This window comes from Microbulbifer weihaiensis (assembly GCF_048323715.1).
Lineage (GTDB): Bacteria > Pseudomonadota > Gammaproteobacteria > Pseudomonadales > Cellvibrionaceae > Microbulbifer.
In genome coordinates this window covers 295,690-320,425 of sequence record NZ_JBLWFL010000005.1, presented here as the reverse complement: position 1 = coordinate 320,425, position 24,736 = coordinate 295,690, and the positions used below count along the sequence as shown (strand labels likewise).

Sequence of the window (24,736 nt, the reverse complement as noted above, 5' to 3'; positions counted from 1 at the left end):
ATTCCCGCGTTTTTTATTGCCTGGAATTTCACGCGCTTACTTTTCCGGGCCGTCGATACCCTTCGGCCATTTTCTTTCTTTTGTGACTTCGAGATGGTTGAGTTCCCGCCCGCGGCTTCCGTTGGGGCCCTTGCCCGGGTCGCCTTCGGTCCAGATGCGTTCCACCCACAGCGCCGTGCCGCCGGCAACTGCCGCAGGCATCACGAAAATATTCAGGATCGGCACCATCTTTGCCAGCATCACGCTGCCGCCGAATCCCAGGGTGGTGAGCTTCTTGCGCGTGAGCACCCGCTTGAGTTCACTGAAAGAGCGCTGGTGGTTGTCCAGCGGGTAGTCCACATACTGGATCGCCATGCACCAGGCGCCCCACAACGCGGTGAGGATCGCGGGGATGAACACGGTCCAGCTGGTGAGCAGGGCGATGATGAAAATCACAATGCCCCAGCCGAGAAAGTACATCAGCTTGCGCAATTCCCGTCCCAGGGTGCGGAACACCATGCTGTGCAGCGCTTCCGGGGGGGGCGGGTGGCCCGTGAGCAGTTCCTCGACTTTCTCCGCAAGAAGGCCGTTAAAGGGGGCGGCGATGATATTGGTAATGATGCCGAACAGATAGCCGTACACCAGGAAGAACAGCAGCACCACGGCAATGGCAATCAGCCAGGCCAGCCACTGGAACACACTGGCAGCCCAGTCCGCACCCTTGGCGAGTATGGCCCGCCACCAGGACATGTTGGAGGTGTCGACAGGTGAGTCCGACAGCAGGCCGCCGATAAACTGGCCGAGGTCATCGAACTGGCTGACCATCAGGGCGCCCAGTGCGATAAACAGCACCAGGTTGATGAGCAGGGGAATGATGATGAACGGGCGCAGCTCTTTCCGGGTCAGCAGCTGCGCCCCCCGGATCAGTGCGTTGACGCCGTGTACCGGGTTGGATGTCATGGCGTTATTTTGCTCCGGCTGCGCGCAGAATTTCCGCGTATTCTGTGCCCTGCACGTGTTCGCCAATGCGCGCCAGCAGTGTCTCGCCCTCGGGACTCTGGCTGTTCAGATCCAGGCCCTGTTGCTTGAACAGGTGCACAAAGGTGGAAAAGTTTTCGGCTTTCATGCCGCGGTAGGCGCGTTCCAGTAGATAGAAATCCCGGTTGAAGCCGTCCGGCGCCTCACCAACCAGAAACTCGGCGATGCGCGCATCATCGAAAACTTCGCCGAGAATTTTTTGCTTGTCTTTTTTCAGGCTCATTGTTACTTCCTTCTTTCAATTGCTGCCGAAAATTTACGGGGCCGGGTCGCCATTCAAAAACCGCGGAGCGCGGCGCTGCTGGCTGGCCTGCTCGTAATTGTATGCGGCAGCAATCAGCCTGTCTTCCTGATTGGCGCTGGCAAAAAAGGAAATGCCTATCGGCAGGTGTCGTATAAACCCCATGGGGACGGTGATATGGGGGTATCCGGCTACGGCGGCGGGTGTCGTGGCGGAGCCAAGATAGTGGTCGCCATTGATGTGATCGATTCTCCACGCCGGGCTGACCGTCGGTGCGATCAGGATATCCACCTTGTGCTTCGCCATGGTGGCGTCAATCCCGCGATCGCGTGCAAGACCGCGCAGTTCGGCGATTTTTCTGGTGAACCCTTTTTCTTTGCGCCCCTGTGAGCGCTGTGCCATTTCGAAGATTTCCTGGCCGAAATAGGGCATGGCCATTTCCTTGCGCTCGCGGTTCGCCGCGATCAGTGCTTCCAGTGTCTTGTAGCGGGTGGTGGCTGTGGCCAGGTAATCGTTGAGTGCGTCCTTGAACTCCCACGCCAGCAGGTCAAATTCCAGTGCATTTATTTGCTCGAGGGTTTCGATATTGGCGTCGTCGATAACCGTGGCGCCCTGTTCGCGCAGAATGGATAACGCCCCTTCAAATACTGCATCGGTCTGTGCGCTGTACCCCATGAGGTTGCGCACCACCCCAATGCGCAATCCCTGCAGGCCATCTGGCCTGAGGTGGTCGGCATAGCGGGTCGGCGCCTCGAAACTGTCACGGTCTGTGGCGTCCTTGCCCACCATGGCATCCAGCAGCAGGGTTGCGCCGGTCACGGTGGCGGCCATCGGACCCGCGGTGTCCTGGTAGGCGGAAATCGGGATGATACCGGAGCGGCTGACCAGCCCGAGGGTTGGCTTGATGCCGACGATGCCATTGACGGCGGATGGGCAGGTGATGGAACCGTCGGTTTCGGTACCCACCGCCAGAGGTACCAGACCGGCAGCGACGGCAACGGCGGAGCCGGCACTGGAACCACAGGGGCTGCGGGTGAGGTCGTAGGGATTGCGTGCCTGCCCGCCGGTGCTGCTCCAGCCACTGGAGGAATTGGTGGAGCGAAAGTTCGCCCACTCGCTCAGGTTGGCCTTACCGAGAATGATCGCTCCGTTTTTCTTGAGCTGGGACACAAGGTGGGCGTCAGTTTGCGGGACATTGTCCAGCAGCAGGATGGAGCCCGCCGTGTTTGCCAGTCCATCAGCGGTATCGATATTGTCTTTCAGCAGCACCGGGATACCGTGCAACGGGCCGAGCACCTGACCTTGATTGCGCAGTCTGTCGAGCCGCCGGGCTTCCTCCAGTGCGGCCGGATTCAGTTGGGTGACGGCATGCAGTTTTTCGTTAAGCTGCTGAATTTGCTGGGTATAGCGACTCACCAGCTGTTCGGATGTGGTGGCGCCTTCGTCCAGTGCCGCGCGAATGTCGGAGGTGGTGGTGAACTGGGCCTGGGTGAACCCCGGGTTGCTGAACGTGAGAACAAGCAGGCTGGCTGCCAGTGTATTTATTATTTTCATAAGTGTTTTTCCGGAATTATTGTTCTGCGGAATTATTGTTCTGGAATAAACCGGCGGCTACATCGGGCCCGGTGGCCGTGTGCATCGTCGGGCGGCGCGCAAAGCTGGCGCCGTTGATCTGAGCCTAAAGGGGTGGGGTAGGCGGTGCAAGGGGCGGGCCAGAAGGGCCCGCCCAGGCTTGATGCCATTGTGGCAGCGGTACTGGATACCCAGTGTAATTACCGTTTCAGGCTTCGATACCCAGCTCGGCGATGGAGATTTCACGCATGCGGAACTTCTGGATTTTACCCGTTACGGTCATGGGGAATTCATCGACGAATTTGAAGTATCGGGGAACCTTGAAGTGGGCGATCTTGCCTTGGCAGAAGGCTCGCAGGTCATCCGCGGAAACCGGCTCGCAGCCCGCCCGGAGTCGCACCCAGGCGATCAGTTCCTCACCGTATTTCTTGTCCGGTATCCCCGTGACCTGGACATCCGAAATGGCGGGGTGGGTGTAGAGGAACTCCTCGATCTCTTTCGGGTAAATGTTCTCGCCGCCGCGAATCACCATGTCCTTGATCCGCCCGACAATCTGGATATATCCCTCGTCGTCCATGGTGGCCAGGTCTCCGGTGTGCATCCAGCCGTCGCTATCGATGGCGTCGCGGGTTGCCGCTTCGTTGTCCCAGTAACCGAGCATCACGCTGTAACCGCGGGTGCAAAGTTCACCGATTTCCCCGCGCGGTAATGTCACGCCGCTGGCCGGATCGATGATCCGGGATTCCAGGTGCGGCTGTGTGCGGCCCACGGTGGTGACGCGCTTGTCGAAGGCGTCGGCGGCGCCGGTCTGGGTGGAAACCGGGCTGGTCTCGGTCATGCCATAGGCGATCTGGACTTCGTGCATGTGCATGCGGCTGTTGACCGCCTTCATCACTTCTTCGGGGCAGATGGATCCGGCCATGATCCCGGTGCGCAGCGAGCTCAGGTCAAAGTCTGCGAAGTTGGGTTGATCCAGCTCGGCGATAAACATGGTGGGCACGCCGTAGAGGGCGGTGGCGCGTTCCGCGCTCACCGTTTCCAAAACCGCGCGCGGATCAAAGCCCTCGCCGGGATAGATCATGGTGGCGCCGTGGGTGACGCAACCGAGGTTGGCCATGACCATGCCAAAGCAGTGGTACAGGGGTACCGGGATGACCAGGCGATCCTTTTCCGTCAGGCCGATACTTTCGGCAACGAAAAAGCCATTGTTGAGGATGTTGCGGTGAGACAGGGTGGCGCCTTTCGGCGCGCCAGTGGTGCCGGAGGTGTACTGGATATTGATCGGATCACTGCAGTGCAGTGCCGCCTGCGCGCGCGCCAGGGTTTGCGGTGGGACGGCGGCGGCCTGCTGTTGCAGATCCTGCCAGCGCCACATACCGGGATAGGATGTGGTGGCAATGTTCACCACCAGTTCCAGGTGTGGAAGTTTTTCCGAGCGCAGCTGCGCTTTGTCACAGGTTTTGAGTTCCGGCGCCAGCTCGTAGAGCATCGCGGTGTAATCGGAGCTTTTGAAGCGCTCTGCCATGACCAGCATGCGGGTTTGCGAGTGGTTGAGGGCGTATTCCAGTTCGTGCAGGCGGTAGGACGGGTTGATGTTGACCAGGATGGCACCGATTTTTGCGGTGGCAAACTGCATCGTAGTCCACTCGGCGCAGTTGGGCGACCAGACTCCGACCCTGTCTCCCTTGTGGATACCGAGTGCCAGCAGCGCGCGGGCGCAGTTGTCGACCTGCTGCTTGAATTCTGTATAGGTCCAGCGGATGTGCTGGTGGCGCGCGATCAGCGCCTCGTTGCCGGGAAATTTTGCGGCAATCTCGTCAAACTTGTCGCCGATGGTCATTTCGAGCAGCGGCTGGCTGGTGTCGCCCTTGGTGTAGCTGGGAAGTGGGTGGTTCATTGCTGGCACCTCTTGTTGTTGCAGGTGTTATTCGGGCCGGGTGCGAGGTCGTCATGGCACGGTCCGGCGTTTTATTGTTATTGGTCTCAGCTTTTCACGGTTGGGTTCCCGGTGTCCATTACCCATTCGTCGAAAGTGGCGCATTGATGAGGGGGAGGACAATTCTGGGAGGGGCAACGAGAGATGTGGGGCGGCGAGATATAGGGGGGAGCGCACAGGGGCAGCTGGTTTGCGGGGCCCGGCTGGGCCCCGCGAAGCGGATCAGAGCAGGGCGTCGAGCTTGTCCTTCAGGATCTTGTTGATCATCTGAGGGTTTGCCTGGCCCTTGGAGACTTTCATGATCTGGCCGACGAAATAACCCATCATTTTCGGGCGCTTGTCGGGATCGGCGTTGCGGTAGTTGTCCACCTGTGCGCCGCTGGCCGCGATCACGTCGTCCACCATTTTTTCGATGGCGCTGGTATCGGAGACCTGCTTCAGTCCCTTGGCGTCAATCACTGCATCCGCATCACCTTCGCCGTTGGCCATGGCCTCGAACACCTGCTTGGCGATCTTGCTGGAAATGGTGTTGTCCTTGATGCGCGCAATCAGGCCAGCGAGGTGCACTGCGGAAACCGGGGAATCCGCGATTGCCTTCTCCTCGCGATTCAGCAGCGCGGCGAGCTCGCCCATCACCCAGTTGGCGGCGAGTTTCGGCTCACCGGATTCGGCTGCTACCTGTTCGAAGTAATCGGCGGTGGCACGCTCCTGGGTCAGCTGGTCGGCGTCGTAGGCGGAGAGGCCGTAGTCCTGCTCAAAGCGCGCACATTTGGCATCCGGCAGCTCCGGCAGTTCGCCGCGAATCTGCTCGATGTATTCGTCAGACAGCACCACCGGCAGCAGGTCCGGGCAGGGGAAGTAGCGGTAATCGTTGGCAACTTCCTTGCTGCGCATGGAGCGGGTTTCGTTCTTGTCCGCATCGTACAGGCGGGTTTCCTGCACGACCTTGCCGCCGTCCTCGATCAGGTCGATCTGGCGCTGGGCTTCGACCTTGATGGCCTTCTCGATAAAGCGGAAGGAGTTCAGGTTCTTGATCTCGGTGCGTGTGCCCAGTTCTTCCTCGCCCTTGAGGCGCACGGACACGTTTGCGTCACAGCGCAGCGAGCCCTGGGACATGTCGCCGTCGGAAATACCCAGATAGGTAACAATGCTGTGAATCTTTTTCAGGTAGGCCACGGCTTCCGCGGCGCTGCGCATATCCGGCTCGGATACGATTTCAATCAGTGGGGTACCGGCGCGGTTGAGGTCGATACCGGACATACCGTGAAAGTCTTCGTGCAGGGATTTGCCCGCGTCTTCTTCCAGGTGCGCGTGATGCAGGCGCACGGTCTTGCTGCTGCCATCTTCCAGGTGAATCTCGATCTGGCCTGCACCCACGATCGGCTTTTCCAGCTGGGTAGTCTGGTAGCCCTTGGGCAAGTCCGGATAGAAATAATTCTTGCGCTCGAATACCGAGCGCTTGCCAATTTCCGCATTCATCGCGAGGCCAAACATCACCGCGTAGCGGAAGGCTTCCTCGTTCGGCACCGGAAGGGTGCCCGGCATGGCGAGATCAATGGCGCAAGCCTGAGTGTTTGGCTCGGCACCAAAGGCGGTGCTGGCGCCGGAAAAAATCTTCGATTGGGTGGCGAGCTGTACGTGTACTTCCAGCCCGATGACTACTTCCCATTCCACGTCGCGTCTCCTTTTATTCTGCCGTCGGGGCTGTTTGCTGGTGCCAGTCGGTCGCCTGCTGGTACTGGTGCGCGGCGTTCAGCATGCGCGCCTCATCCAGGTAGTTGCCGATGATTTGCAGGCCAACAGGCAGGCCGTGGGCAAAGCCGCAGGGCAGGGACATGCCGGGCAGTCCCGCCAGGTTGGTGGCGATGGTGTAGATATCTTCCAGATACATGGCCACCGGATCTGCGTTCTTTTCGCCCAGCTTGAACGCAGGGTTGGGTGCGGTGGGCCCCATGATGACGTCGACTTTCTGGAAGGCGTCAACAAAGTCCTGCTTGATCAGGCGGCGCACCTGCTGGGCCTTGTTGTAGTAGGCGTCGTAATAACCGGCCGAGAGGGCGTAGCTGCCAACGAGGATGCGGCGTTTGACCTCCTCGCCGAAGCCCTCGCCGCGGGAGCGCATGTACAGGTCGCGCAGATCTGCCGGGTTTTCGCAGCGATAGCCGTAGCGCACGCCGTCGAAACGCGACAGGTTGGCAGAGGCTTCTGCGGGCGCGATGACGTAATAGGCCGGCACCGCCAGCTTGCTGTGGGGGAGGCTGATTTCCACCAGCTCGGCACCCAGTGCCTCGTACTGTTTCAGCGCTTCCTGCACGCGAGCGCCCACTTCACTGTCCAGGCCCTCGCCAAAGTACTCCCGGGGCACGCCGATTTTGAGGCCGGCAATGGCATCGGTGAGGTTTGCGGTGTAATCCTGCTGCGGACGGTCGAGACAGGTGGAGTCCTTGCGGTCGCTGCCGGCCATAACCGACAGCATCAGGGCAACGTCTTCTGCGGTGCGCGCGATGGGGCCGCCCTGATCCAGGCTGGAGGCGAAGGCAATCATGCCCCAGCGGGATACGCGGCCGTAGGTCGGTTTGAGACCGGTGGTGCCGGTCATCGCCGCCGGTTGCCGAATAGAGCCGCCGGTGTCGGTGGCGGTGGTGCCGGGCACCAGCTGTGCGGCAACCGCGGCCGCCGAACCACCTGAGGAGCCGCCGGGAATACGTGCCGCGTCCCAGGGATTCTTTACTGCGCCGTAGTAACTGCTTTCATTGGAGGAGCCCATGGCGAACTCGTCCATATTGGTCTTACCCAGGCTGACAGCGCCGGCCTGCTGGAAATTTTCCACCACGGTGGCGTCGTATGGCGGTACAAAGTTGTCGAGCATCCTGGAGCCGCAACTGGTGCGCACACCGTTGGTGCAGAAGATGTCTTTGTGCGCGATGGGTACGCCGCACAGGGCTGGGGCGTCACCCGCGGCCAGGCGCGCGTCAGCCGCGGCCGCCTGGGTGATGGCCTGCTCACCGGTAACGGTAATGAAACTGTTGTAGTGGCCGTCCAGCCTCTGAATGCGCTCCAGCAGGTGGCTGGTGATTTCGACGCTGGAAAACTGCCTGTCGCGCAGGCCGCGGATGATTTCCGCTATGGTCAACTGATGCATGGCAAATCCGGATTATTCTGATTCGGTAGTGTGGTGCGGCAGGGTCAGTCGATGACCTTGGGAACCAGGTAGAGGCCGGCTTCCGTCTGCGGAGCCAGCTTGAGGAATTCCTCTCGGCAATTGGGCTCAGTGACTACGTCTTTGCGCAGCGTCTGCACTTCGTCCAGGGGGTGGGCCATGGGCTCTACCCCTTCAGTGTTGACGGCCTGCAACTGGTCGACCAGCTGCAGTACGTCGCCTAGGCGACTGCTGACTTCGTCTATGGTTTCTTCGGAGATGGCGATGCGGGCCAGCTCGGCCAGCTTTTCTACGGTTTGCGCGTCCACGGCCATGGGGGTAAGAGACTCCAGCTTCTCATTGGCTAACTTGCGCCGGCGGGCTGTTGAAGAGCCGGCGGGAATATCCGCTGGTATTCCGGCGGTAATCAGTTAAAGGTGCGCAAATTTACCACAGATGGGGGACAATCTCCCAAGGCTTGCCGGCAATGACTCCAGGCGGAGGGCCAGGCGGGGCCAGACCGGGCAATTAGCCCTATTTCACCTTGCCCTCAACCCGCGCCGTTGTTAGAGTTTGCCGATTCTGGCCAGAGCCCCGCTGCGTCTGGCCGCAACCTCAGTTTGCAAGCGCCGGGATGGGGCTTGAAGAACCGGCAGAAACGTTGTCCGGAACACAGAATTATTTGTGTTGACTAACTACCCTGTAACACTTTCCCTCGCCGGGAGTGCTGTCAGCTAGTATGGTCAGCACTCTGCGGCACCTGAACCCAATTCTGTTTCAGGTGTTGTACTTCAGAATAAGGTAATCGAACTCCATGTTTAAACGTTTGCGGGGCATGTTCTCCAGTGATCTCTCCATTGACCTGGGTACTGCAAATACGCTGATCTACGTGCGCGATCGCGGCGTAGTTCTGGATGAACCCTCAGTTGTCGCCATCCGTCACTACAACGGCACCAAGATAGTGGAAGCCGTGGGTGTGGAAGCCAAGCGTATGCTCGGCCGTACGCCGGGGAATATCACTGCGATCCGCCCGCTGAAAGATGGGGTAATCGCTGATTTCCAGGTCACCGAAAAAATGCTGCAGCACTTTATCAAGAAAGTGCATGAAAACAGCTGGATGCGCCCAAGCCCGCGGGTACTGGTGTGTGTTCCCTGCCAGTCCACCGAGGTGGAACGCCGCGCGATCCGGGAGTCCGCTCTGGGTGCGGGTGCCCGTGAGGTCTGGTTGATCGAGGAGCCTATGGCTGCCGCCATCGGTGCCGGCCTCAAGGTAGAAGAAGCCAGTGGTTCCATGGTGGTGGATATCGGTGGTGGTACTACCGAGATCGCGATCATCTCCCTGAATGGCGTGGTTTACTCTGATTCTGTGCGCATCGGCGGCGACCGCTTTGATGAGGCGATCGTTAACTACGTGCGCCGCAACTACGGCAGTGTCATTGGCGACGCCACGGCTGAGCGGATCAAAGAAGAGATTGGCTGCGCCTACGCGGGCAGCGAAGTGCGCGAAATTGACGTGCGCGGTCGCAACCTGGCTGAAGGCGTGCCGCGCAGCTTCACCCTGAACAGCGACGAGATTCTCGAAGCGCTGCAAGAGCCGCTGACCGGCATCGTACAGGCGGTTAAAAGCGCGCTGGAACAGTCTCCGCCCGAGCTGGCCTCGGACATCGCCGAACGCGGCATGGTGCTCACCGGCGGCGGCGCGCTGCTGCGTGACCTGGATCGCCTGCTGATGGAAGAGTCCGGTCTGCCTGTGATTGTGGCCGACGACCCGCTGACCTGTGTCGCCCGCGGTGGCGGCAAGGCGCTGGACATGATGGACAAGAGCCGTCTGTACCTGGTGAGTAACTGATTCATCGCTGCGGTGCCCAGGGATGGGTACCGCAGAATCCAAACGCACATTGATGTGCAGTCACGACCAATAACAATACTTTCGCAGACCTGTTAATGGGGGCCTGCCCATTAAACCGCTATTTACCCGAGGCCCGTCGCCGGAATCCCGCATTATTGTATTGGGACTGCTGGCTGGTGCGCTCATTCTCGTCAATATCTATACCGACTGGCTGGATCCGCTCAAGGAGCGTGCCGCGAGCCTCGCTGCGCCGTTCTACTGGATAACGGGGACTCCCGGCCGGGTGGGTGACTGGGCGGGTGACCAGTTGCGTACCCGCGAAGAACTGGTGGAAGAGAACAGTCGCCTCAAGCATCAGGTGATGCTGCTGGAGCAGCAGACCCAGTTGCTGGCAGCGGTGCGCGCTGAAAATACCCAGCTCAAGGAGCTGATGAACTCTGCCGAGAGTGTCGACCAGCGCGTGCTGGTGGCACAGGTGATCGGTGTTTCCCCGGATCCGCTTGAACATGTGCTGATCATCGACAAGGGGCGCTCCGATGGTATCCGGCAGGGCACCGCGATCATGGATGCCAGCGGTCTGCTTGGGCAGGTGATCGAGGCCGGTGACTTTTCCAGTCGCGTGCTGCTGATTACGGATGCGGGCCATGCGTTACCGGTACAGGTACTGCGCAACAGCGTTCGGGCCGTGGCTGAAGGCACCGGCGATCTCTATCGCCTGGAGCTGCGTCACCTGGCCAACACCAGTGATATCCGCGAAGGTGACCTGCTGCTCAGCTCGGGACTCGGCGGGCGCTTTCCTGCGGGTTATCCGGTGGGCGAGGTGATCGCCGTGCGCCGCGATCCCGGGCGTGCGTTTGCGGATGTTGACGTTCAGCCCCGCGGCCAGATGAACCGGAGCCGCTTCGTGCTGGCTGTCATCGGCAGCCAGGACTGACGGTGATGGACGCCAACAACCGCTGGTTTATCTTGTTCACCGTGGTCATTGCCCTGTTGCTGGCAGTAATGCCCCTGCCTTATGCCTGGCTGTGGTTTCGCCCGGCATTCTGTGCTCTGCTGGTCATTTTCTGGACCACCCGCATGCCCCAGAGCCTGGGGGTGGGCTTTGCCTGGCTGGTGGGAATTGCGGAAGATCTGGTGACCGGATCGACACTCGGGGCCCACGCCCTGTCCCTGGCCGTGCTGGCCTATTTCAGTTTGCTGACCTATCAACGCACCCGCGCGTTCAACCCCGCGCAGCAATTGATGTGGGTGTTTGTGCTGGTGGGGATTAACCAGTTGCTGGGAAACTGGGTGCACAGCCTGGTTGGCAAAACGGTACCGGGCCTGACCTTCCTCTGGCCTGCGCTGACAACGGCGCTGCTGTGGCCGCTGGTGACACCCTGGTTGCACGGCATTGCCTCCCGCCTGCGGGTGCGCTGATGAAATGTTTTTCTCCCCTTGGGGCGTCAGGGGGTATGTGTAAAAGCGTGTAATGAGTGCGGTCAATTTTCGACCTATGCCGCTATAATCGCTTTTCACCCGAACCAGATATAACCATAAGTAACTATTGAATCGTGCCTGAAGCCAAATCTGACAGCCGTCTTCTGCTTGCCTCAGCCTCTCCACGCCGTGCAGAGTTGCTGATGCAGATCGGTGTGCCTTTTTCTACTGCGGCAACCCAGGTTGAGGAAACCCGGCGGGTGGATGAGGATCCACAGTCTTATGTCTTGCGACTGGCGGAAGACAAGGCGCGCGCGGGCCTGGCGCTGGCCGGTGGCAGTGAGCGCCTGTGGTCGCTGGGCGCGGATACGATCGTGGTGGCTGGAGAGCAGGTACTGGAAAAACCGCGGGAGTTTGCCGATTTTGCGCGCATGATGCAGTTGTTGTCCGGCGGCGAGCACAAAGTGCTGACGGCCATTTGCCTGACCGGTGCGCGTGAGACTTTCCGTGAGGTGGCGGAAACCCGGGTGCGCTTCCGCCCCCTGGATCGCCGCCTGATAGAGGCGTATTGGGAAACCGGGGAGCCTGTGGACAAAGCGGGTGGTTACGGTATTCAGGGGATGGGTGCGCTACTGGTGGCATCGATAGAAGGCAGTTACAGCAATGTTGTCGGGCTGCCGCTGGAGACGCTGGCGCCGCTGCTGGAGCGTGCCGGTATACCCTATTGGCAGTTCGACAAGCGCAGTGAGCTTGGGTGAGTTAGGAGAGACGGGCCCGTGAGCGAAGAATTACTGATCAACGTGGCGCCGATGGAAACCCGGGTCGCGCTGGTGGAAAACGGTGTGCTGCAGGAGGTTTACCTGGAGCGCAGTGCCCGGCGTGGGATCGTCGGGAATATCTACAAGGGTAAAGTTGTGCGGGTACTGCCGGGAATGCAGGCCGCATTTGTCGACATCGGCCTCGAACGTGCAGGCTTCATTCACGCCTCGGATATCGCGCCGCTGGACGAAGAAGGCATGGAGTCCCGCGAGGGCGAGGTGGCTGATATCCGTGCACTGGTGCGTGAAGGCCAGTCGCTCGTGGTGCAGGTCGTCAAGGATCCCATCAGCAGCAAGGGGGCGCGCCTGACCACGCACCTGTCGGTGTCTGCCCGCTATCTGGTGTACATGCCGCAGACCCGGCATATCGGTATTTCCAACCGTATTGAAGACGAATCCGAGCGTGAGCGCCTGCGCGAACTGGTGGATCTCGCCTCCGCGCGCCTCGCGGAAGAGGGACACAGCGGCAACGGTGGATTTATTTTGCGCACCGTTGCCGAGGGTGTCAGCGAAGAGGAACTGCTGCGCGATATCCCGTTTCTCTACAAGCTGTGGAGCGAGCTGGAGCAACGTATCAAGTCGGAGAAAGAGCCGGCGATCATCTACGAGGACCTGCCTCTTTTCATGCGCGCCCTGCGCGACCTCGCGCGCCCCCACACGGAAAAAATCCGCATCGATTCCCGCGAGGCGCACGCCCGCGCGGCCAAGTTTGCCGGCAAGTACGCACCGGAAATCGCTCCGCGTATCGAACATTACCCCGGCGAGCGGCCACTGTTTGATCTCTACGGTGTCGAAGAAGAGATACGCAAGGCCCTGCAGAACAAAGTGACCCTGAAGTCCGGTGGCTACCTGATCGTGGAGCAGACCGAGGCCATGAGTACCATCGACGTCAATACTGGCGCCTTCGTTGGTCACCGCAATCTGGAAGAGACCATCTTCAAGACCAATCTTGAGGCCGCGACCGCGATTGCCCGCCAGCTGCGCCTGCGCAACCTGGGCGGGATCATCATTATCGACTTCATTGACATGGTGGATACGGAACACCAGCGCCAGGTATTGCGCACCCTGGAAAAGTCTTTGGAGCGTGATCACGCCAAAAACAGCATCACCGGGGTTTCAGAGCTGGGGCTGGTGGAAATGACCCGCAAGCGTACCCGGGAGTCCCTCGGGCAGATGCTGTGCGAGCCCTGCCCGGTGTGTGCCGGTCGCGGCACGCTCAAGACGCCGGAGACCGTATGCTATGAGATCTTCCGCGAGATCATCCGCGAAGCGCGCGCCTATGACAGTGAAAAAATCATGGTGCTCGCCAGCGAAGTGGTGATCGACCTGCTGCTCGATGAAGAGTCGGCAAACGTGGCGGACCTGGAAGAGTTCATTGGCCGGCCAATCCAGTTTCAGGTGGAGCCGATTTACAACCAGGAGCAATACGACATTGTGCTGGTGTAAACGCTCTCAATGGACGGTTGCCGGCACTGGTTGCTGGCGGCGCGACGGCACCGGAGGCAGACTCTGATGCTGTGGTTGCGCTGGTTTGCCCGCAAATTCTGGCTGCTGGTGGTGAGTGTGGTGATCGCACTTGCGATCCTGGTGCAGACCGGGCGTATTCTGTCGCCGCAGGTGGGCAAGTACAGCCCAGAGATCGGCAGCTGGCTGACTCAGCAACTGGGCGCACCGGTCGTCATTGAAGGCATCTCTCTGCGCTGGCAGGCGCTGGAAGTGGCACTGCAGGTGGACGGACTGAAAATTGGCGGCGCCGGTGAAATGCAATTGGGGCGCGGCCTGTTCCACCTGGATTTGCTGGCCAGCCTGTGGCATCGCGAACTGGTGTGGAAAAACCTCGAAGTCGATGATTTTGTTGCGCACTTGCAGCAACGCCGCGAGGGCGGCTGGCAGGTGGTCGGCTTCCCGATGTCTGGCGCGGTCAAGTCTGCCGGGGCCGAGTCGGGCGGGGTGCGTATTGGGGATCCTGCGCGAATATTTCAGTTGGGTCCCAAAGTCCTGGTACGCAATGCGCGCATCGGCCTCACCCTGACCGATGGCCAGGGGGCTGATCTGGAATTACCGGAGCTGCTGCTGGAAAACGGTGGCGATTTCCACCGTCTGATCGCGAAAGCGTATGTGAGCGGGGCCATGGAAAACCTGCACACTGGCGAGGAGAGTCTGCGGCTTGTGCTGGAGGGGCGTGGAAACCCGCGTCGCAGTGACGATTTCACGTTGCGGGGCTACGTCGAGTTGAACCAGCTGGTGGCGGATAGCGACCTGGTTGCGCTGCTCTACCGCCTGTCGCCGCTGCCAGAAAAACTGCACTGGCGCGGGCGCAAGCTGGCTGGCGGTCGCCTCTGGCTGGAATCCGGCGCAGAGCAGGGATATAGCCTGCGGGGGCAGCTGAGCCTGTCGCAGCTGGAAGAGCGCAGTCCCGACAGCGGAACGCCGGTCGTCGCGACGGTTGATGATGCGGCCGAGCCAGTTCTCAAAACGGTGGCCGAGCCTGCGGAAGCCGGTGAAGTCTCCAATGCCCTGGCCTCCCTTAAATCCATGTCTTCCCAGATCTCCGGCCGGTGGCGGCCGGGACAGTCCTGGGACGTAGTGCTGCAGGCTTTGAGCCTGAACTGGGAGAAGCTGGAAGTACCACAGCTCAATTTACGGGCTGGTGGTGATACACAGATCGGTGCGCAACTGGCGCTGGATCAGATCGAGCTGAAAGCCTGGCACCAGGTGTTGCGGGTGCTGCAGCTGGTGCCGGAGAAGGCCGACGAATGGTTGGAAGCGCTCGAGCCGGAAGGGCAGTTGCGCAATGTGCGGCTGGCGCGCCGCCCGGATGGCGAATTGACTCTGGCGGCCAACCTGTACGATGTGTCAGCCGGTGCTCACCACGGCGCACCGGCCGTTACCGGCGTGAACGGATACCTGGAGCTCGATGGGCGGGGCGGGCGTGTGGAACTGGACAGTTCCGCCGGTTTCAGCGCGCATTTTCCCCTGCTGTATGAGCAGCCCTTCGCATTTGACCGCGCCAGTGGCACGGTCGCCTGGTCGATAGACCGCGATCACAACGGGATTTCCGTGTATTCGGGGCCGCTGTCGATGGGCGCGCAAGTGGGCGATATCGCCGGTCAGTTCCTGTTGCAGATCCCCCTGGAGCCCAATAGCAAGCCGGCCGATTTCATGCTGGCCCTTGGCTTGAAAGACGTTGCGGTAAAAGAGCAGCGAGATCTGGTGCCTGTTGTTGTCAGCGACGAGTTGCGCGACTGGCTCAACCGCAGTATTGGCACGCGCAATGCCGGCAGGATCAGCAATGCCGGGTTTGTTTATCGTGGCTACAGCTACAAGTCCGGTGAAGATCCGGATCTGCTGGCACTGGGCGATCACCCAGCCCGACAAACGGTGCAGTTACAGGCCGATTTCTCTGATAGCTCCCTCGACTATCTCCCGGGCTGGCCCACTGCGCGACATGTGGATGGTCACCTGGGGATCAATGATGGTGAGGTGTCTGTCGCCGCCAGCCGTGCCAGGCTGTGGAATATTGAAGCCCGCAATCTGACTGTGGCTGTTGCACCGCTGGTGCAGGGTTCCCGGCTAGATGTGAGGGCGGATCTGGCGGGGCCGGCGGCGGATGGTCTGCGGCTATTGCAGGACTCCCCGTTGCGTGAGCAGTTGGGGAGCGCATTCGATCAATGGGCCCTACAGGGTGATTTGCGCGGTCAGTTAACACTCACTCAGCCGCTCGGCGGTGCCAATATTGCCCCGGAGCAGACGGTTGATGTGACCCTGTCGCAGGGACAGCTGGCACTGAAAAACCTCAACCTTGATTTCAATCGCCTGGAAGGACAGGTGCGCTATAACAGCGTCAGCGGCCTCGAGGGCACCCGGCTGTCCGGTGCACTGTGGGGCCAGCCGTTGCAGGCCCATATTCAGCACCTGGGTAGTGATGGTGAGCGCGATACCCAGGTTGTGGTCAATGGTACCGCGCGCACGGCGGATGTTGGCGCCTGGAGCCGTCGGCCAGAACTCGATTGGCTCGATGGTGAGCTGGATTATTCGGCGCTGGTCACCATTCCTGCACAGTCAAAAAATGTGCCGTACGCCGCTGTGCTGGAAATCAATTCAGACCTGCAAGGCGTGGCGGTGAACCTGCCTGCGCCGCTTGGCAAGGTGGCGGAAGAGGAATCCCGCTTTGTCTTGCGAGTGCCGATCGGCGAGCAGGGAAACCTTTACCACCTCAGCTACGGAGAGCACTTGCAGGGACAGTTCTGGCAGGTAGGCAACCGGCTTGAGCGGGCCTCCATCGCCCTGAACGCCGAAGCGCGCCTGCCCAAGGCGCCGGGGGTGTCCATCATTGGTGACCTGTCGGTAATTGAGCTCCAGCCCTGGCAATCGGTGCTCTCCATTTACAGCGACGACAAGGCGGACGTCGCTGCCGACGTGATGGCGGATGCCGATCAGCGTGAGAGCGAGGCTTCACCGCTGGCGGTGTCACTGGATCTGAGTACCGATCGGTTACAGCTCTCTGAAACCGTGCATATCGAGCACATCCATGTTGCCGGCCGGGGGTTGGGGGCTGACTGGCACCTGGAATTCGACAGTGAAATGGCCGCCGGCGGACTGTCCGGTGTCATGAATGCGGCCACCCCTCTGCAGCTCAGCCTCCGGCACTTGCGCCTGCCGGCAATACCTGCATCGGCGGGTAGCGGTGGGAAAGACGCTGGCAATTCAGGTGATGCGGGGGACGGCGAAGCGGAGGCTGCGCCGGTGCTGGATCGCCTGAAAGGATTTGATTTCGCCAGTTTGCCCGCCGTGGACTTTGCCACCGAGAGCCTGCAACTCGGCGATGAGATGATGGGCCCCTGGTCTTTTGAGCTGCGTCCGTCGCCAGAAAGGCTGGTCATCAGCGATATTCAGGGAACCATGCGTGGTGTCAGAATTGAAGGGCGCGGTGAAGGGAACAGCCGTCTCGGGGCACAGCTGATGTGGATGCGGGACGCCGATGGCACTGAGTCCTCCCAGTTTATCGGGCGCCTGACAAGCACGGATCTCGGCGGCGTGCTGCAGGCTTGGGGGCAGGAGGCGGCCATTGAAAGCCAGTCTGCGACCTTTGATACCGCTTTGCGCTGGGACGGCTCACCGGCTCTGGCCAGGGCCGATAGCCTTGCGGGCGAAATCAGGATCGATATTCAACAAGGGCGGTTTCTGCGCGCCAGTGACAACGCGGGGTCGGCACTTCTGCGGCTTCTGTCACTGTTCAACTTCGACACCTGGGCGCGCCGCCTGCGGCTGGATTTTTCGGATCTGGTTCAGAGCGGGCTGACGTTCGACCGGGTGCATGGGGAAGTCTATTTTGAGGGCGATGGCGAATTGCTGATCGCGGTTCCTATCCAGGTTGAGGGGCCGACCAGTGAGCTGCAGATGGCGGGGCGCGTCAACCTCAAGCGGGAGGATCTGAATCTTACACTGGTGGCGACGCTGCCGGTGGGGAACAACCTGGCGTTCGTGGCAGCGCTCGCGGGAGGCTTGCCGGCTGCCGCCGGTGTGTACCTGATCAGTAAGGTGTTCAAAAAGCAGGTAGACCGGGTCGCCAGCGTGAGTTATCGGATTGATGGTGAGTGGTCGAATCCTGAAGTTCGCTTTGACAAGCTGTTTGATGATGGCGCCGCCGGCCGTGAAGGAGAGAGTGCGGTGGCGGAAAGTGCCCGCCGCAAGCAAGAAGCTGAGGCACTCAAGGACAGCCCTAAACCGGAGATCTCGCAGCGGCGGGTGCGGCCTTTGGAGTCCACAGGGCTACCGGCACGGACCGATAGCGATGGCGCTCCATTACCAGTGGTTGAGAAGGATTTTGTGCCCGGTGCAGCACCCGTTGGTGCGGGGTGAGCGATCGGGTGCTGGCCTGCGCTTTCACCGGTGTCTGCCTCTGTGGATAAGTGGCCAGTCAGTGGTTGAAAAAACTGAATAATTGTTCGATATTGGCGGCACTCACAACACGATAATAATCACTATCTGAGGGTGTCACCTATGTCTGAGGTGGTCTCATTGGCCGGATTTTCTGTTACCCGTTACGGGTTGTTTCGCCTGTTCAAGTACGCGGTCTACTGTCTTCTCGCGTACAACGTCTACGCATTTTTCCTCGAGAACCACACGGCGGCGACGACTATATTTGCCGACGGTGTGAGTTTCAATAAAGTTATCGAAGCCTATAACGACAGTATCGACACCCTGGCGTGGGTGTTGCTGTTGCTGGTGTTTGAGCTGGAAACCTGGGTACTTGCGGATGAGAAACTGAAGGGGTCGACCAAGTGGCTGCTGAACGCGATCTCCGCGGTTTGCTACGTGTTTATCGTGTATTCCTTTTATGGCTACGTGTCGGAAATGGTGTCTTTGACCCACCTGTTGCCGGCGACCGCTTCCGCGTGTGATCTTGCCGGTAGCGGCGGCTGGTCTATCGTGCTGGGGCAGGACGATTATGTGGCGCTGACCGCGGCGAATTGCGGTTCTTTGGCTGATTCCCAGTTGCTGCGACTTGCGGAAGCCCAGGTGCTGGGCGATGCGGCGGTGTGGCGTGAAATTCAGTGGTTGGCCTGGGTCGATGTGATCAATGCCGGTGCCTGGCTGCTGGTGGTTGCCATCCTGGCTTTTGATGTCTGGCTGCAGCTGCGCCACGAGCTGTCTGATTCGATGATGCGCTATTCCCAGGTAGTGAAAGGCCTGCTGTATTTCACATTGCTGCTGTGCGCCATTTACTGGGGCTTCAACGGCAGCTTCCTCGACTTCTGGGATGCCTTCCTGTGGCTGGTTGCCTTCTTCTTTATCGAGCTGAATCTGTTCGAGTGGCAGGCCGAGACAAGTACCGATTGAGTTTAGGTGGTTCAGGGCGTGGATAACGCCCTGAACTGTCTGGCGGTCAGCGGCCTACTGCGCCGCCTGCATGAAAAAGTCGCGCAGGTAGCGAAACAGTTTGCGCTGATTGGTGGGCGGCTTCTTGTTTGCGATCTCCTTGCCTGACTCACGGATCAGAGTGCGAACCTGCTGGTGATCGGCGCCCGGGAAAGCGTCGAAGAAGGCGCTCTGGGCCTCTTTGCCCTGATCCAGTAATCTTTGCCGCCAGTCTTCCGCCATGCGATCGAATTTAAGATGCAGGTGGTCCTGCTCCTTGTGCTTTTGCAGCACGGCTTCGATGGCTTCCGTATCCGCCTTGCGCATCAATTTGCCGATGAACTGCAGCTGGCGACGCTTGGCCTCATTGGACTTGATACGGTGCATGGTCTCGATGGCTTCACGCAAATCCGCATCCATTGGCACTTCCGCGAGTTTGGCCGCGTTCATTTCCGTCAGCTGTTTGCCCAGATCCTGAAGCTGGTGCATTTCTTTTTTGACCTGGGTTTTGCTCTTGGGCAGGTCATCGTCGAAGGAATCAAAATCGTCAGAATGTTGCATGAAGTCTCTCAAGTGAAACGGAGTTAAGCCCGGCGTCAGGCAAAGTACCAGGTCGCCAGGCCCAGAAAAGATAAAAAGCCGACCACGTCTGTCACTGTGGTCAAGGCCACCCCGCCGGCCAGGGCAGGGTCAATACGCATCGCTCGCAAAAGTACCGGCAGCACGGCACCGGCGAGGGCTGCGGTAATCAGGTTGATCACCATAGCCGCTATGATAATCAACGCAATCCGGTAGTCACCAAACCAGAGCGCGGTAATCCCACCCATTACCGTTGACCAGAGAACCGCATTGAGTGCGCCTGATCCCAGTTCCCTGGAGAGCAGCCAGCTGAGGTTGCTGCGGCCGATCTGCCCCAAGGCCATGCCCCGGATCACCACAGTCAGGGTCTGGCTGCCTGCCACGCCGCCCATGCTGGCAACAATCGGCATCAGCACGGCCAGGGCAACGACCTTGTCGATGGTGTCCTGAAACAGGTGGATCACCCAGGAGGCCAGCAGGGCGGTCAGCAGGTTAATCCCCAGCCACACCGCCCGCCGCGGTGCGGTGCGCTTCACCGGGGCAAAGGTATCTTCCTCCTCGTCGAGTCCCGCGAGACTCATCAGGGAGTGGTCCGCATCCTCCCGGATAACATCGACTACATCATCAATGGTAATCCGGCCCAGCAGCCTGTTGTGGTCATCCACGACTGGTGCCGTAATCCAGTCGTATTTGGCAAACAGTTGGGCGACTTCCGTATCCGGCAGATTCGCGGGAATGGCCTCCACATCGGTCAGCATGACCTCTCGAACGGTCACCGAAGGATCGCTCGTCAACAGCTTGGACAGTGGCAGCAGGCCGATAAATTGATCCTGGCGATTGACCACAAACAGGTTGTCGGTGGATTCCGGCAGATGCTCGTGTCGGCGCAGGTAGCGCAGTACCGCATCCAGGGTGAGGTTGGGACGCACGGATACGGTATCCGTGTCCATCAGGCCCCCGGCGGTCTCCTCATCGTAGGCGAGGACACTCTCGACCCGCTGGCGATCGCTCTCGCTCATGGCGGAGAGAACCTCCGCCATCACGCGGTCGGGTAACTGCTGCAGGATATCCGCGACATCGTCGGCGTTCAGGCCTTCCATGATCGCTACCATTTCCGCGGTACCCATCGTGGACAGGATCTGGCCCTGAACGTCGTCCGTCAGCTCCTGTAATACTTCGCCTTCGACCTCGTGGTCGATCAGTTTCCACAAGACCTGACGGATACGCGGCGGCGAGCTTTCCAGCAGCTGGGCGATACTTTGCGGGCTGAGGGTCTGCAGCATGCGCTGCACTTCGCGCCCGGTACCGCTATCCAGGGCCGTATAGAGTTCCCCCAGCTGATTCTGGGCGCGAAACTTGATATCGGATTGCGGGTTATTCGGCACGAGGTTTCCTGCAGCGTGGCTCGGTGCGGCGTGGGCGCATTATAGCGGGTGACTTATCGCGCGGATATTCCCGGCAAAAACCAGGGAAGCATTTGCGGCGGGGACTCGCCAGGAGGGGCGGAGGTCTATTCTCCCTCGCCGAAGCGATCGTTGATCAGGCTGCAGATGGCTTCGTGTGCGGCATCCTCATCGCGGCCACAGATCTCCAGCTCGAGCTCGACACCTTTGCCGGCGGCGAGCAGCATCAGCGCCATGACACTCTTGCCATCCACGCTTTTCCCCTGGCACACCACTTTGACTTCTGAGGAGTAACGCGCACAGGTTTGCGCGAATTTACTCGCCGCACGCGCGTGCAGGCCAAGTTTGTTGATGATGGTGATGCGGCTCTTCTGCATGTGCTGAATCTTTATTACTTCTGTTGTTCCCGGTGGCGCACCTGGATATTTTCGAACAGGCCGGAAAAAGTCTTCGCCAGCTGCTCCACCATATACACAGAGCGGTGGCGCCCGCCGGTGCAGCCTATGGCTACACAGGTATAACTGCGGTTGCTCTGTTGATAAGACGGCAGCCAGCGCTCCAGAAAGCGGGTGATATCCCGCTGCATTTCTTCTGTTTCTGTGTGTGAGCGAAGGAACTCTGCTACTTCCGGATCCAGCCCGGTCTTGTTGCGCAACTCGGCGATCCAATAGGGGTTCGGAAGGCAGCGCAGGTCAAACACCAGATCGGCGTCCACGGGTACCCCGTGTTTGAAACCGAAAGACTGGAACAGGATTGCCATGCCAGGGGAATCCTTGCCGACCACCCGTGATTTGACCTGGTCGCGCAGCTGGTGGAGGCTCAGGCTGCTGGTGTCGATCACCAGGTCTGCCATTGCCGCAAGCGGCGCCAGCAGCTCCTTTTCGCGATTGAGGGCCTCCAGCAAATGGGTACGGCTGTCGCTCAGTGGATGTTTGCGGCGGGTTTCACTGAACCGTTGCACCAGAACGGGGGAGCGGGCATCCAGATAGATAACGTCGCAATCCACGCCGCTATCCCGCAGTTCATTGATGACTTTGGGTGCCTGGCGCACATCGTGCCAGAGGTTGCGGGCATCAATACCGAGGGCGAGCTGGGTATTCTCCGCAGGAGGGTGTTCACCGACCCTGCGAATCAGTTCTGGTAGCAGGCTGGCAGGGAGGTTGTCGATACAGTTGAAACCGACATCTTCCAGTAGTTGCAGTGCCGAGCTTTTGCCTGACCCGGAGCGACCACTGATGATAACCAGACGCATGAAACAAGCGCTCCTTGCTGCTTGAGTGGACCGCCGGGAGCTTTCAGGGCTCAGCCGGCTGAGTAGTCGTCATTATGCCGCGGCAGCGCTGTTAATGGCCAGTGCGTATAGATCATCACTGGACGTGGCTGCGCGCAACTTGTCCCGCACCCGGCTGTCACTGAACAGGGTAGCGATTTCTGCCAGCGTATCGAGATGTTCCTGATCCGAGTCCTCAGGCACCAGGAGGGCAAACAGCAGGTCGACTGGCTGGCGATCGATGGCGTCGAAGTCCACCGCGGGTGATGTCGTGCAGAGAACGCCGATCGGGCGTTCGCAGCCCGGCAGGCGGCAATGGGGAATGGCAACGCCTTCGCCAATGCCGGTGGAGCCCAGGCGCTCGCGGGCAACCAGCTGGTTGAATACGGTATCGGAGTCGAGCTCGGGGTATTGTTCCGCGATTGCCTGGGCAATGTTCAGTAACAGTTTTTTCTTGCTGCTCCCCGCCAGGTGGCAAAGACTCAGGCGGGGAGAAAGTAAGGCTTCCAATGTCATAGCGTGCTGGAGTTCTAGCGGTGACTGCGTAACTTCTCTTTATGTTTGAGGAGCTGTCGGTCCAGTTTGTCGGTCAATGAGTCTATCGCAGCATACATGTCTTCGGACTCCGAATCGGCAAATACATCCCGTCCGTTCACGTGTACACGCGCTTCGGCCTTCTGGATGAGTTTGTCGACGGACAGTATCACCTGCGTATTGGTAATCAGATCATGGTGGCGGGAGAGTTTTTCCAGTTTATTCAGACAGTAGTCGCGAATGGCCGGAGTAACGTCTACATGATGGCCACTGATGTTGATCGGCATGGATTTCTCCTCATCGGTTTCAACACAATGGGCCGCCCCCTTTTCAGGGCGGCAACCCTACTAGGAAGTGCGTCAGAATGGAAGGATACACTCAAAGTATGGGCGTTGGTTGTCCAGAAAGTGTTCAAAACTGGCTTGGAATCGCTTGAATAGTGACTATAGCCTTTAAACCAGTCTCTTTCTTTCACTGGAGGAGGGAATTCCCATGGATTCCCGGTATTTGGCAACCGTGCGGCGGGCGACCTGAATTCCCTGCTTGTCGAGCTCCTGGGTGATTTTGTTGTCGGACAGGGGCTTGCGGGGCACTTCTGCATCGATCAGCTTGCGGATCAGTGCCCGAATCGCGGTGGAAGAGGCGTCTTCGCCGGAGTCCGTGCTCACATGGCTGGAGAAAAAGTACTTCAGCTCGAACACGCCACGAGGGGTAAGCATGTATTTTTGCGTGGTCACCCGGGAGATGGTCGATTCGTGCATACCGATGGTTTCGGCAATATGAGCCAGCACCATGGGTTTCATGGCTTCCGGGCCCTGCTCGAAGAAGCCCTGCTGTTTTTCCACGATACAGCTGGCCACCTTGAGCAGCGTCTCGTGGCGGCTCTGCAGGCTTTTCAGGAACCAGCGGGCTTCCTGCAGGTTATCCCGCAGGTAGTTGTTTTGGCTGGAATTGTCCGCCCGCTTGATCAGCGCGGCGTAGCTGTCGTTGATCCGCAGCTTTGGTGTGGTTTCGGGATTGAGCTCCACTACCCAGCGCTGTTCCCTGCGACTGACAATTACGTCGGGAATGACATATTGGGGCTCGTCTCCACCAAATGCCTCTCCGGGATAGGGGGTAAGCGTCTGGATCAGGCGCATAACCTCACCCAGCTGCGCTTCACTCAGGCGGGTGCGACGGCTCAGCTGGCGAAAGTCGCGCTTGCCCAGCAAATCCAGGTACTGGCCGACCACGGTCAGGGCCTGAGCAAGCCAGGGAGTCTGTTCCGGTAGTTGCCGCAGTTGCAGCAGCAGGCTTTCCCGCAGGTCGCGGGCGCCGCAACCAACCGGCTCAAATTGCTGGATGGTCTTGAGAACCGCGAGCACCTCATCTTCATCCACGGAGAGTCCTTCAGCGAGATCTTCAAGGCTGCTGTCGAGGAACCCGTTGGGCGCGATGGCGTCGATCAGTGTTTCGCCGATGCGCTTGTCTTCATCAGACAGCGGAGTCAGGTTCAGCTGCCACTGCAGGTGATCTTGCAGGCTTTCGGAGGCGGCGTTGCGCTGTTCGAATGCAAAGTCTTCGGATTCGCCACCGGAATAGCTGGAATTGGTGTAAATGTCGTCCCAGCGGGTGTCGACCGGGAGATCCTCGGGAATACTGTTGCTCCAATCGTCCTCGGCCTGTTCGCTGGACGTGCTCTCGCTGTTGGTGTCAGGCTGTTCACGATTGGATGGAGTGTTCTGATCCTGGTGGGTTTCACCACTGTGATCATCAAAGTCAGTTTCCAGTAACGGATTGCTGTCCAGTGCCGACTGTATTTCCTGTTGCAGGTCCAGCGTCGACAGTTGCAGCAGGCGTATGGCCTGTTGCAGCTGAGGCGTCATGGTTAGCTGCGTGCCGAGCTTTAACTGGAGTGACTGCTTCATCGGATAGGTGTTCGCAGAAAGTTCTGGCGCGATCAATTCGCCGAAAGCCTCGCTCTGGGAGCGGTGGCGTAAAACTCAAGTTCCGCAGACTACCCCGGCAAAACGGCGAACACAAGCAATAAGTGTGCCGAAAAAAGCGGCGTATTCAGTGATTTTCACAAGTTTTGTGATGCTGGTCTGTGAAAGCTGCT

General features: G+C 59.6%; 21 protein-coding genes. 7 read left to right on the top strand and 14 right to left on the bottom strand.

From position 1 onward, the window contains the following. Positions 1 to 36 precede the first annotated feature (36 nt). The 7 genes from cysZ to gatC all read right to left on the bottom strand — a co-directional run bounded on the left by cysZ (position 37) and on the right by gatC (position 8,240). Complete coding sequence (cysZ, locus tag ACNKU7_RS07690; RefSeq protein ID WP_418296385.1) at positions 37 to 939, bottom strand: sulfate transporter CysZ; 903 nt, start codon at positions 937 to 939, stop codon at positions 37 to 39. Positions 940 to 943: 4 nt separating this feature from the next. Beyond that, positions 944 to 1,240, bottom strand: a complete 297-nt coding sequence (locus ACNKU7_RS07685) for a PA4642 family protein (protein WP_418296384.1) — start codon at positions 1,238 to 1,240, stop codon at positions 944 to 946. Positions 1,241 to 1,273: 33 nt separating this feature from the next. Then, the gene (locus tag ACNKU7_RS07680; protein WP_418296383.1) at positions 1,274 to 2,812 is read right to left on the bottom strand and encodes an amidase; all 1,539 of its coding nucleotides are present in this window, start codon (positions 2,810 to 2,812) and stop codon (positions 1,274 to 1,276) included. Between the two features lie 226 nt (positions 2,813 to 3,038). Continuing rightward, positions 3,039 to 4,727, bottom strand: coding sequence for an AMP-binding protein (locus ACNKU7_RS07675; RefSeq protein ID WP_418296382.1), 1,689 nt, complete (start codon positions 4,725 to 4,727; stop codon positions 3,039 to 3,041). A 261-nt stretch (positions 4,728 to 4,988) separates the two neighbouring features. Continuing rightward, positions 4,989 to 6,440, bottom strand: coding sequence for an Asp-tRNA(Asn)/Glu-tRNA(Gln) amidotransferase subunit GatB (gene gatB / locus ACNKU7_RS07670; protein WP_418296381.1), 1,452 nt, complete (start codon positions 6,438 to 6,440; stop codon positions 4,989 to 4,991). 13 nt (positions 6,441 to 6,453) lie between these two features. Continuing rightward, positions 6,454 to 7,908 (bottom strand): Asp-tRNA(Asn)/Glu-tRNA(Gln) amidotransferase subunit GatA, encoded by a 1,455-nt coding sequence (gene gatA, locus ACNKU7_RS07665; protein ID WP_418296380.1) that lies wholly within the window; start codon positions 7,906 to 7,908, stop codon positions 6,454 to 6,456. Between the two features lie 44 nt (positions 7,909 to 7,952). Continuing rightward, positions 7,953 to 8,240 carry an Asp-tRNA(Asn)/Glu-tRNA(Gln) amidotransferase subunit GatC gene (gatC, locus tag ACNKU7_RS07660; RefSeq protein ID WP_418296379.1) on the bottom strand — a complete coding sequence of 96 codons (288 nt, stop codon included), beginning with the start codon at positions 8,238 to 8,240 and terminating at the stop codon, positions 7,953 to 7,955. 479 nt (positions 8,241 to 8,719) lie between these two features. Between gatC and ACNKU7_RS07655 the strand changes: the two genes are divergently transcribed. From ACNKU7_RS07655 to ACNKU7_RS07625, 7 genes are all read left to right on the top strand, one after another. Next, entirely contained in the window at positions 8,720 to 9,754 is a 1,035-nt protein-coding gene (locus ACNKU7_RS07655) for a rod shape-determining protein (protein WP_418296378.1), read from the top strand. 160 nt (positions 9,755 to 9,914) lie between these two features. Next, entirely contained in the window at positions 9,915 to 10,688 is a 774-nt protein-coding gene (mreC, locus tag ACNKU7_RS07650; RefSeq protein ID WP_418296377.1) for a rod shape-determining protein MreC, read from the top strand. A 5-nt stretch (positions 10,689 to 10,693) separates the two neighbouring features. Further along, on the top strand, positions 10,694 to 11,173 hold the full coding sequence (gene mreD, locus ACNKU7_RS07645; RefSeq protein ID WP_418296376.1) for a rod shape-determining protein MreD: 480 nt from the start codon (positions 10,694 to 10,696) through the stop codon (positions 11,171 to 11,173). A gap of 134 nt (positions 11,174 to 11,307) precedes the next feature. Then, on the top strand, positions 11,308 to 11,931 hold the full coding sequence (locus tag ACNKU7_RS07640) for a Maf family protein (RefSeq protein ID WP_418296375.1): 624 nt from the start codon (positions 11,308 to 11,310) through the stop codon (positions 11,929 to 11,931). A gap of 18 nt (positions 11,932 to 11,949) precedes the next feature. Beyond that, entirely contained in the window at positions 11,950 to 13,437 is a 1,488-nt protein-coding gene (rng, locus tag ACNKU7_RS07635; RefSeq protein ID WP_418296374.1) for a ribonuclease G, read from the top strand. Between the two features lie 66 nt (positions 13,438 to 13,503). Next, positions 13,504 to 17,853: a YhdP family protein gene (locus ACNKU7_RS07630; RefSeq protein ID WP_418296373.1), complete on the top strand. Its 4,350-nt coding sequence runs from the start codon at positions 13,504 to 13,506 to the stop codon at positions 17,851 to 17,853. Between the two features lie 141 nt (positions 17,854 to 17,994). Further along, positions 17,995 to 18,834, top strand: a complete 840-nt coding sequence (locus ACNKU7_RS07625; protein ID WP_418296372.1) for a hypothetical protein — start codon at positions 17,995 to 17,997, stop codon at positions 18,832 to 18,834. Between the two features lie 54 nt (positions 18,835 to 18,888). Here ACNKU7_RS07625 and yjgA read toward each other — a convergent pair whose 3' ends face one another. The 7 genes from yjgA to ACNKU7_RS07590 all read right to left on the bottom strand — a co-directional run bounded on the left by yjgA (position 18,889) and on the right by ACNKU7_RS07590 (position 24,545). Further along, entirely contained in the window at positions 18,889 to 19,413 is a 525-nt protein-coding gene (gene yjgA / locus ACNKU7_RS07620; RefSeq protein ID WP_418296371.1) for a ribosome biogenesis factor YjgA, read from the bottom strand. Positions 19,414 to 19,448: 35 nt separating this feature from the next. Further along, a complete protein-coding gene (mgtE, locus tag ACNKU7_RS07615) occupies positions 19,449 to 20,816 on the bottom strand; it encodes a magnesium transporter (protein ID WP_418296370.1) in 1,368 nt (455 codons plus the stop codon). 125 nt (positions 20,817 to 20,941) lie between these two features. After that, complete coding sequence (locus ACNKU7_RS07610) at positions 20,942 to 21,211, bottom strand: HPr family phosphocarrier protein (RefSeq protein WP_418296369.1); 270 nt, start codon at positions 21,209 to 21,211, stop codon at positions 20,942 to 20,944. A gap of 14 nt (positions 21,212 to 21,225) precedes the next feature. Further along, a complete protein-coding gene (gene rapZ / locus ACNKU7_RS07605) occupies positions 21,226 to 22,086 on the bottom strand; it encodes an RNase adapter RapZ (protein ID WP_418296368.1) in 861 nt (286 codons plus the stop codon). Between the two features lie 72 nt (positions 22,087 to 22,158). Beyond that, complete coding sequence (gene ptsN, locus ACNKU7_RS07600; RefSeq protein WP_418296367.1) at positions 22,159 to 22,620, bottom strand: PTS IIA-like nitrogen regulatory protein PtsN; 462 nt, start codon at positions 22,618 to 22,620, stop codon at positions 22,159 to 22,161. Positions 22,621 to 22,634: 14 nt separating this feature from the next. Next, positions 22,635 to 22,925, bottom strand: coding sequence for a ribosome hibernation-promoting factor, HPF/YfiA family (gene hpf, locus ACNKU7_RS07595; RefSeq protein WP_418296366.1), 291 nt, complete (start codon positions 22,923 to 22,925; stop codon positions 22,635 to 22,637). A gap of 165 nt (positions 22,926 to 23,090) precedes the next feature. After that, positions 23,091 to 24,545, bottom strand: a complete 1,455-nt coding sequence (locus ACNKU7_RS07590; RefSeq protein WP_418296365.1) for an RNA polymerase factor sigma-54 — start codon at positions 24,543 to 24,545, stop codon at positions 23,091 to 23,093. Between the last annotated feature and the right edge of the window lie 191 nt (positions 24,546 to 24,736).